Origin of the sequence: Streptomyces cinerochromogenes (genome assembly GCF_014648635.1) — a bacterium.
Classification (GTDB): Bacteria; Actinomycetota; Actinomycetes; order Streptomycetales; family Streptomycetaceae; genus Streptomyces; species Streptomyces cinerochromogenes.
This window is the reverse complement of the sequence record NZ_BMRM01000016.1, coordinates 217,094-226,837: the sequence shown is the minus strand read 5'-3', so window position 1 is coordinate 226,837 and position 9,744 is coordinate 217,094. Positions and strand designations below refer to the sequence as shown.

The following is a 9,744-nucleotide window of genomic DNA, read 5'->3' as shown; positions in this document are numbered from 1 at the left end:
TGCCGAACTCGGCGACCTTCTCGGCGTTCGTGGACAGCGCCACGAAGTGCTTGGCCACCGCGGACTCGTCGCCGAGCGCGGCCAGCAGCCACTTCCGGGCGGAAGTCGCGTTGGTGATGGTCTCGATGGTGGTGAAGGTCTTGGAGGCGATGACGAACAGCGTCTGCGCCGGATCCAGGTCCCGGGTGGCCTCGTGCAGGTCGGCCCCGTCCACGTTGGAGACGAAGCGGACGGTCAGGTCGCGGTCGGTGAAGCTGCGCAGCACCTCGTACGCCATCGCCGGGCCGAGGTCGGAGCCGCCGATGCCGATGTTGACGACGTTCCTGATCCGCCTGCCGGTGTGGCCGGTCCACGCGCCGGAGCGGACCCGCTCGGCGAAGTCGCTCATCCTGTCGAGCACGGCGTGCACGGCCGGGACCACGTTCTCGCCGTCGACCTCGACCACCGCGTCGCGCGGGGCGCGCAGCGCGGTGTGCAGCACCGCCCGGTTCTCGGTGACGTTGATCTTCTCGCCGCGGAACATGGCGTCCCGGAGGCCGAAGACGTCCGTCGCCGCGGCCAGGTCCCGCAGCAGCCGCAGCGTCTCGTCGGTGACCAGGTGCTTGGAGTAGTCGATGTACAGGTCGCCGACCCGGAGCGTGTATCCGGTGCCGCGCGCGGGGTCGGCGGCGAACAGCTCCCTCAGATGGGTGTCGGCCAGCTCCTCCCGGTGCTTGGCGAGAGCGGTCCATTCGGGCGTCTGGTTGAGCCTGGTACGGCCGTCTGCGTTCATTCGGACTTCAGCCTTCTTTCGTGCCTGTCCCAGCTGTTCCAACCTAATTGATCACCGTGCGGCGTGAGCCGTCGTGACGCCGTCGTCCGGCGCACCCACAGGTACGTCCTCCGCGCGGACCGGTATCAGGCAGAGGACGGACAGGACGAAGAACGCGGCCGTGAGCAGGGCCGGTGTGCCGGGGCCCCAGGCCGTGGCCGCGGCACCGCCGAGGAGCGCGCCCAGCGGGGCCCCGGCGACGGCCAGGGTGCGGAAGGCGGAGCCGACCCGGCCGAGCATGCCGGCGGGGGCGCGTTGCTGCATCAGGGTGGTGCTGCTGACGTTCCACAGCATGCCCATGAACCCGAAGACCGCGAGCGCCGCCACCAGCGCGGCCAGGCTGCGCACGGTGCCCATGACGACGAGCGCGCCGGTCTGCACGGCGCCGGCGAGCAGCACGGTCCGCAGTGCGCCGAGCGGGGCTGTGATCCACCGGTTCGCCACTCCCCCGGCCAGGCCGCCGAGGGTGTACGCGGTGATCGCCGCCGCGTATCCGCCGCTGCCCGCGTCCAGCCAGCCGGTCACGAGGACCACCAGGGTGGCGATCAGGGCGCCCATGCCGGTGTTGCACAGGGCGGTGGAGGCGCACAGGCCGCGCAGGGCCCGGTCCCGCCCCAGGGTGCGCAGCCCGTCGGTGATGTCCCGGCGCAGGGTGCCGCCCGCGGGTCCCGGCGTGCGCTCGGGTGGGGTGGTCCGCAGGGAGGCGACCAGTGCGGCGGCCACGAGGAAGGTGGCCGCGTCGGCCGCGAAGGGGACGGCGAGCCCCGCGGCGGTCAGGACCGGCACGGCAGGCGCCCCGAGCAGGCCCCCGGTGACCTTCTGCCCGGTCATCAGCCGGGCGTTCGCGCTGCCGAGGGCCTCCCGGTCCACCAGCGCCGGCAACAGGGCCGTGGCGGCGTTGTCGAACAGCGTCTGGAGCGTGGTCAGCGTGAAGGCGAGGGCGATGAGGAGGGCGATCGAGGCGTGCCCCAGGGCGACGGCCGCCGCGAAGGAGGCGACGAGCAGCCCGCGTACCGCGTCCACCGTCCACATCGCCCGCCGTTGGTCCACGCGGTCGGCGACCGCCCCGCCGAGCAGTCCGAAGACGATCCAGGGCAGGTGGCCGCAGGCGGTCACGGCGGCGATGAGCAGCGGCCGGTCGGTCAGCGAGGCGGCGAGCAGCGGCAGTGCGGCCGTCCGCAGTGCGTCACCGAAGCCGGAGAGCACGGCAGCGCTCCACAGCCGCCCGAAGCCCCCGCGCCACGCGGGCGCACGCCCGTCCCCTGCCCCGATCGACGTCACAACTCCCCCTCGCGGTTCCCGCCTTCGCGAAAACCGTAGAGGGCACCACTGACAATCGGTCGGCGGCGAACGGCGGATACGGCTCCGGCCAGGCGCCCGCGGGCACCCGGCCGGTGAGAACTCCTAGATCTCGCCCCTCAGTTTGGCGAGCGCCTCGGCGAGGATCGCCTCGCCGTCCGCGTCGCTGCGCCGCTCCCGGACGTACGCGAGGTGCGTCTTGTACGGCTCGGTGCGCGGCGGGTCCGGCGGGTTGTCCCGGTCCTGGCCGGCCGGGAATCCGCAGCGCGGGCAGTCCCAGGTGTCGGGAACCTGCGCGTCGCTGGCGAAGCTCGGCTGCGTCTCGTGCCCGTTGGAGCACCAGAAGGAGATGCGCAGACGCGGCGCGGACTCGCCGCGCTCGGCCTCGCCCATCGGCCCCGCCCCGACCCGGCTTCCTCGGATCGCGTTGCCACTTGCCACGGTCGTAACTCCCTGCGTGATGGTGCCGCGAAGCTAGTCGGCGTTTCGCTTCGCTGCGAGCGCCTCAGTCTACGTAAGGCCCAACGCGCGTCCAGTGATTGGAGTTACCGGCCCCCATATCCAGACGCAAGCCCCATGATAGGCCGCGCTCAGGAGCGCGTACCGAACATGGGGCTTTACGAGCGGAATGTGCGATTCGGGTGTCAGCTGTTCGTCTTCATCAGCATGCCGAGGACGATGATGCACGCGAACCACAGCAGGCCGATCACGATGGTGATCCGGTCGAGGTTGCGCTCGGCGACCGAGGAGCCGCCGACGGAGGACTGCATGCCACCACCGAACATGTCGGAGAGACCGCCGCCCTTTCCCTTGTGCATCAGCACCAGCAGCATCAGCAGCAGGCTGAAGACGATCAGGGCGATCGAGAACCCCAAAACCACGGCTGGACCAACTTCCTCGGATTCGGATGGACGACGGGGGCACAGCGCCTCGGCTGTGCCCCCGCAAGAGTACGACGTATCGCCGCTACCGCCTACTCACGGCAGCGTCACTGATCGCGGAAACGCACGATCTTGACGAACTCGTCGGCGTCCAGCGAGGCACCGCCGACCAGGGCGCCGTCGATGTCGGCCTGGGCCATGATCTCGGCGACGTTGCCCGACTTCACGGAGCCGCCGTACTGGATGCGGACCTTGTCGGCCACGTCCTGCGAGTACAGCTCGGCGATCTTGGCGCGGACGGCGGCGCAGACCTCCTGCGCGTCCTCGGCGCCGCAGACCTTGCCGGTGCCGATGGCCCACACGGGCTCGTAGGCGATCACGACGGTCTCGGCCTGCTCGGCCGGGATGTCCTTCAGACCGCCCTCGACCTGGGTGAGGGTGTGGGTGACGTGGTTGCCCGCCTCGCGGACGTCCAGCTCCTCACCGACGCACAGGATCGGGGTGAGGCCGTGCTTGAAGGCGGCCTTGACCTTGGCGTTGACGAGTTCGTCGCCCTCACCGTGGTACTGGCGCCGCTCGGAGTGGCCGATCACCACGTAGGTGCACTTCAGCTTGGCCAGCATGGGGCCGGAGATCTCGCCGGTGTAGGCGCCGGAGTCGTGCTGGGAGATGTCCTGGGCGCCGTACTTGATCTTGAGCTTGTCGCCGTCGACCAGGGTCTGCACCGAGCGCAGGTCGGTGAAGGGGGGCAGGACGGCGACCTCGACGGCCTCGTAGTCCTTGTCGGCCAGGGCGAAGGCGAGCTTCTGGACGTGGGCGATGGCCTCCAGGTGGTTGAGGTTCATCTTCCAGTTGCCCGCCATGATCGGCGTGCGCGTGCTCATCGAGGTCAGTCCTCCAGTGCGGCAAGGCCGGGGAGCGTCTTGCCCTCGAGGTATTCGAGGGAGGCGCCGCCACCGGTCGAGATGTGGCCGAATGCGTTCTCGTCGAAGCCGAGCGTACGCACGGCAGCGGCGGAGTCACCGCCGCCGACGACGGTGAAGCCGTTCGAGTCGACGAGTGCCTGGGCGACCGCCTTGGTGCCCTCGGCGTAGTCGGGGTGCTCGAAGACGCCCATGGGACCGTTCCAGAAGACGGTCTCGGCGTCGGCGAGCTTCGAGGCGTACAGCTCTCGGGTCTTGGGGCCGATGTCCAGGCCCTCCTGGTCGGCGGGGATCTTGTCCGCGTCGACCACGGTGTTCTCGGTGGGCGCCTTGGTCTTCAGGTCCGGGAAGGTCCGGGAGACCACGACGTCGACGGGGAGCAGCAGCTCCACGCCCTGCTTCTCGGCGCGCCGCATGTACTCGGTGACGGCCGGGACCTGGTCCTCCTGGAGGAGGGAGATGCCGACCTCGTAGCCCTTGGCCTTGAGGAAGGTGTAGGCCATGCCGCCGCCGATGAGCAGGCGGTCGGCCTTGTCGAGCAGCTGGTCGATCACGGCGAGCTTGTCGGAGACCTTGGCGCCGCCGAGCGCGACGACGTAGGGGCGCCGGACGTCGTCGGTGAGCTTCTTCAGGACGCCGACCTCGGCGGCGATGAGGTGGCCGGCGTAGTGCGGCAGCTTCTTCGCCAGGTCGTAGACAGAGGCGTGCTTGCGGTGCACGGCGCCGAAGCCGTCGCCGACGTAGACGTCGGCGAGGGCGGCGAGCCGGTCGGCGAAGTCACCCCGCTCGGCGTCGTCCTTGGACGTCTCGCCGGGGTTGAAGCGGAGGTTCTCCAGGACGGCGACCTGACCCTCGCCGAGGCCGGCGACGGTGTCCTGCGCGGACTGCCCGACGGTGTCGGTCGCGAAGGCCACGGCGGAGCCGAGGAGTTCACCCAGGCGAGAGGCGGCCGGAGCGAGGGAGAAGGCGGGGTCCGGGGCGCCCTTGGGGCGGCCCAGGTGCGAGGCGACGACCACCTTGGCGCCCGCGTCCGCGAGGGCCTTGACGGTGGGCAGGACGGCGCGGATGCGGCCGTCGTCGGTGATCGTCCCGTCGGACAGCGGCACGTTGAGGTCGGCGCGGACGAAGACCCGCTTGCCGCTCACGCCGTCGGCGAGAAGTTCGTCGATCGTCTTCATTGAGTGGACTCCTGAGGAGGGCTCGTGGTGCACCTGATCGTAAAAGGACGTGGTCCGTACGTGAGAGCAGGGCCCGGACAGCGCGGCGGTGCGCTGCACGGGCCCTGCTCTCACTTCAAAGGTCCTGCTTCAGCGATCAGAGCTGGTTGCCGACGAAGACCGTGAGGTCGACGAGGCGGTTGGAGTAGCCCCACTCGTTGTCGTACCAGCCGATGACCTTCACGTTCTTGCCCTCCTGGACCATGGTCAGGGAGGAGTCGAAGGTGCAGGACGCCGGGGCGTTGACGATGTCGGAGGAGACGATCGGGTCCTCGGTGTAGTCGAGGAGGCCCTTCAGCTCGCCCTCGGCGGCCTTCTGGAAGGCGGCGTTGACCTCTTCCTTGGTCACCTCGCGGCCCAGCTCGACGACCAGGTCGGTGACGGAGCCGGTCGGGACCGGGACGCGCATGGCGATGCCGTCCAGCTTGCCCTTGAGCTGGGGCAGGACCAGGGCGGTGGCCTTGGCGGCACCGGTGGTGGTCGGGATGATGTTCTCGGCGGCGGCACGGGCGCGGCGCAGGTCCTTGTGCGGGAAGTCCAGGATGCGCTGGTCGTTCGTGTACGCGTGCACCGTGGTCATCAGACCCTTGACGATGCCGAAGTTCTCGTCCAGGACCTTCGCCATCGGCGCCACACAGTTGGTGGTGCAGGAGGCGTTGGAGATGACGTGGTGGTTGGCCGCGTCGTACTTGTCCTGGTTGACGCCCATCACGATGGTGATGTCCTCGTCCTTGGCCGGAGCCGAGATGAGGACCTTCTTGGCGCCGCCGGCGAGGTGCTTGGCCGCGTCCTCGCGCTTGGTGAAGATGCCGGTGGACTCGATGACGATGTCGACACCCAGCTCGCCCCACGGGATGTCGGCCGGGTTGCGCTCGGAGAGCACCTTGATGGTGTGACCGTCGACGGTGATGGTGTCGGCGGTGTGGGAGACCTCCTGCTTGAGGCGGCCCAGGATCGTGTCGTACTTGAGCAGGTGCGCGGTGGTCGCGGTGTCACCCAGGTCGTTGACAGCCACAACCTCGATGTCCGCCCCCTGCTCCAGCAGGGCGCGGAAGTAGTTACGACCGATGCGGCCGAAGCCGTTGATGCCTACGCGGATCGTCACGAACCGATCTCCTCGTTGGTACGCCGGCTATGCGGTGCCGGCGAGCTCTATTTGGGATGTCCCCGACCACCACCGACCCTACCTCTCTGAGGGCCCCGGAGTGACATCGAGATGCCGCATACACGGGCAGGCAGTCCGTACCCGCCAGTAGGGGTACGGACCGCCAGGGATCGACAATGGCTTCACCCGTATTTGTTACGGAATGCCGCCCGGCAATGACGCTGTTTTCACTCGTACGTGAGCGGGTCGGCTCACCTGTCGAGTGCCGTGTCCGTGCACCGTTGAGAGGGGGCTCCGCTCACCTGTCGAGCGAGCGGAACGCCTTCCTCAGCAGAGCCGCCCGGTCGGCGGCCGACGGCACCTGTTCCAGGCCGAAACCGAGCAGCACGGTGTCGTCGGTGGTGACCGCTCCATAGGTCTGGAACAGGGTCCCGGTGCGCGTCCAGTCCTTCAGCACCGCCGGGCTGCCGGCGGGCGGTCCGGCCACCGTCCAGGCACCCAGGGACGACTCGAAGCCCTCGGTCTCCTTCGCCGCGCCGCCCACGGTCAGCGAGGCGTCGTCGACGAGGACGCCGTGCCCGCCGGTGCCGGGGTCGGTGACGTAGCTGATCGAGACCTCGACGGACCTCCCGGCGTACGCGCTCAGGTCGAAGCCCACCTGCTGCCAGCCGCCGGAGCTGCCGGTGAGGCTGTGCCAGGAACCGGTGGTGCCGGTCGCGGTGCAGGTGGTGCCCGTGAGCGTCAGATAGTGCTTCAGCCACGGGTGCTCACCGATCAGGAAACCGGCCCCGCAGTCCTCCGGCACGGCCGCCTTGGTGGCACCGCCGGTCTCCGGCAGGGTCGTCCAGTCGTCGGCGCCCACGGTGTGCGCCTCGACCACCGCGTGGTCGTAGCCGGGCTCGGTGTCCCACAGCAGGCGCGCGCTCAGGGCCGGTTTGTCGGCCGCGCTGACACCGGTGAGGTCGAGGGTGCGGGTGAGGCGTTTGTAGGCGTCGTCGGTGTGCACGGCGGCGGCCATGGCGGAGCCCCTGTACGGCCCGTACGGGTTGACCGTCCCGGCGAAGGTGCCCGCGCCCGCGCTCTTGAACTGCGGGTACGAGGCGGCCGGCAGCTCGTCGGAGGTGACGCCGTAGGTACCGGCCTTGTCGAGCGGGTTGCCGGGCGCGTCACCGAGGGCACCGGTGAAGCCGTCGAGCGCTCCGGAGCCGGTGAAGCCCGTGGCCCCCTTGGTCGAGGTACGGCTGTAGGCGCCCAGGTAGTACTGGCTGAAGTCGTCCGACAGGGTGCCGTCGCCGAGGTCGACACTGCCGCCGGCCAGCTCGCCGGCCTCGATCAGCCTGCCACCCTCGTTGAGGTAGGCGCGCAGCTGGAGCTGGGTGGCGTTGCCGGGGCCGTTCGCGCCGGAGTAGTGCACGACCGTCCGGAAGTGCTTCAGCACGCCGAGCGCGTCCGGGGCGCCCTGCGTGGCCACGTCCCACACGAGCACCCGGTGCCCGGCGGCCTTCGACGCGTCCGCGTACGTCCGTGCCCACGCGGCGGCCGTGCCCTCCTCGGCGACCACGAGGGTGTCCGCCTTCGGGCGCTCGGCGACGGTGTAGGCGAAGTGCTCGCTGGAGACCTTCTTCCCGCTCCGGGTCAGGCCGCTGAACCACACCTCGACCCTGTCGCCGGGCTCGCCGTGCCGCACCTTGGCGCGGTACTCGTCGAAGTAGAGGTTGTCGTCACCGCCGTAGGTCTTGCCGCCCTTCCAGGGCCTGAGCGCCCGGCCGACCGTACGGCCGCCGTTGACGCGGTACTTGAGCTCCTTGTCCCGGAGCGCCTTGCGGACGACGACCGAGACCTCCTGGTCCGCGCCGCGCGCGTACGACGTGGAGAACGCGGCCGGGGTGAAGTCCGCGGCGCTCAGGCCGACCGAGGAGGCCGGCTTGTCGGGGTGTACGGCGGTCTCGGCGACGGACAGCGCGAACGGGACGTTCTTGGCGAACTCCTGCTGGATCAGCTTCTCGTCGTCGGGGAAGTTGAAGACCGACTGGCAGTCCTGGCTCTTCCAGGCGTCGTCCGGTACCAGGTCCGACGCGGTCTGGCAGGTCGACATCTCCGGGGTGAACATCGCCGTCCCGTTGACGTTCGACGCGTGGCCGTCCGCCTCGCCGTTGGTGGTGTACAGCTCCGAGGAGACCTGCGGGTGGTAGCCCGGGACGGCGGAGTTGCCGGGGGTGCCGGCCAGCGCCTTGTAGAGGACGTCGTCGGGGGTCGGGGTGGCCACCTGCCAGCCGACGCCGTAGAGGAGGAGTTCGGCGGCGGAGTGGTAGTTGATGGCGTAGGTGAAGCCGATGCGCTTCTCGAAGGCGTCCAGGGCCTTGGTCTCGGGCTCGGAGGCAGGGCTCGCGCCGCGGTAGGTCTGGCTGGTGGGGTTGGGGGACGAACCCTCGTCGTCGTAGCCCCACTTGTAGGCGAAGTTGCGGTTGAGGTCGACACCGTCGCCCGTGCCGATGACGCCGTCGCCGTTGACGTCCCGCAGGTTCTTGCGCCACAGGCGGGTACCGGAGTCCTTGAAGGTGTAGTCGTAGCCGTCCGGGTTGGCCGAGAGGACGAACCACAGCTCCGTCGAGTCGACGATCTTCCTGATCCGCTGGTCGCTCGTGTACCGGTCCAGGTAGTAGTGCATCAGACGCCGGGTCATCTCCGGTGTGATCCACTCGCGCGCGTGCTGGTTCGACATGTACAGCACGGCCGGCTTGGAGCCGTCCTTGGATTTCTTCGCGTTCCTGGTCAGTTTGAGCGCGAGGATGTCCTGGCCCTTGATGGTCCTGCCGATGGACTCGACCTTGGTGAGGCCGGGGTGGGCCCGGGCGGTGCGGAGGATCTCCTCCTTGAGTCCGCCGCTCCCGCTGTACGGGCGGAACACGCCCTGGCCGGCGTCCTCGACCCTCGCCTCCGCCTTGGCCGACAGGGTGTGCTCGGTGAGGGTGACGCCCTGCTTGCGCAGGTGCGCGGCCTGCTTGTCGGTGAGGTAGACCTCGACCCGGGTCCTGCCGCCCCCGGCCGTCTGCTCACCGAGTTCGTGACCGTCCTGGCCGGCCTCGAGCAGCAGGGGTACCTGCTTCTTGGTGACCTCGGCGCGGAAGACCTTGACCTCGTCCGGCCCAGTCGGCGCCGGCGTTCCGTTCTGCGCCTGGGCGCTGGGTGCGAGGCTCGCTCCGCCGATCAGAAGCGCGCCGACAGCGAGGATCGATCTCGCTCTGTGTCTCATGAACCCCCCTAGCGGTGGTCCGCCACAGCGACGAACAGGTTGCCAGGCTCATGTCACTCGATGATCGAGTCAAGAGCGCCTCACGGACACGCGAACGCCGGTGCGAACCACCCGATGGGAGTACGGCACAGGCGAGTTGACAGGCCGTGGGGCAGGGGAGGGGAGGGAAGGGGGGAGAGAGAAGGGGGGAGAGAAGGGGCAAGGGGGAGGGGGAAAGAGGGACGCGCGTCCGGACCGCGGCGGCGGTGCGGGCGC

The 9,744-nt window shown here is 69.6% G+C and carries 8 protein-coding genes; all 8 read right to left on the bottom strand.

What is annotated here, in order from left to right:
• Positions 1 to 772 (bottom strand): phosphoglucose isomerase-related protein (locus IEZ20_RS28825; protein ID WP_506004962.1); only part of this gene is annotated, 772 nt, incomplete at its 3' end.
• Positions 773 to 823: 51 nt separating this feature from the next.
• Positions 824 to 2,092, bottom strand: a complete 1,269-nt coding sequence (locus IEZ20_RS28820) for an MFS transporter (RefSeq protein WP_189304040.1) — start codon at positions 2,090 to 2,092, stop codon at positions 824 to 826.
• A gap of 123 nt (positions 2,093 to 2,215) precedes the next feature.
• A complete protein-coding gene (locus IEZ20_RS28815; RefSeq protein WP_003957010.1) occupies positions 2,216 to 2,551 on the bottom strand; it encodes an RNA polymerase-binding protein RbpA in 336 nt (111 codons plus the stop codon).
• A gap of 203 nt (positions 2,552 to 2,754) precedes the next feature.
• The gene (secG, locus tag IEZ20_RS28810; protein WP_030752883.1) at positions 2,755 to 2,985 is read right to left on the bottom strand and encodes a preprotein translocase subunit SecG; all 231 of its coding nucleotides are present in this window, start codon (positions 2,983 to 2,985) and stop codon (positions 2,755 to 2,757) included.
• Positions 2,986 to 3,098: 113 nt separating this feature from the next.
• A complete protein-coding gene (gene tpiA, locus IEZ20_RS28805) occupies positions 3,099 to 3,875 on the bottom strand; it encodes a triose-phosphate isomerase (RefSeq protein WP_189304038.1) in 777 nt (258 codons plus the stop codon).
• 5 nt (positions 3,876 to 3,880) lie between these two features.
• Complete coding sequence (locus IEZ20_RS28800; RefSeq protein WP_189304036.1) at positions 3,881 to 5,092, bottom strand: phosphoglycerate kinase; 1,212 nt, start codon at positions 5,090 to 5,092, stop codon at positions 3,881 to 3,883.
• Between the two features lie 136 nt (positions 5,093 to 5,228).
• Positions 5,229 to 6,236: a type I glyceraldehyde-3-phosphate dehydrogenase gene (gene gap, locus IEZ20_RS28795; RefSeq protein WP_023551595.1), complete on the bottom strand. Its 1,008-nt coding sequence runs from the start codon at positions 6,234 to 6,236 to the stop codon at positions 5,229 to 5,231.
• A gap of 298 nt (positions 6,237 to 6,534) precedes the next feature.
• Complete coding sequence (locus IEZ20_RS28790) at positions 6,535 to 9,489, bottom strand: M14 family metallopeptidase (protein ID WP_189304034.1); 2,955 nt, start codon at positions 9,487 to 9,489, stop codon at positions 6,535 to 6,537.
• Between the last annotated feature and the right edge of the window lie 255 nt (positions 9,490 to 9,744).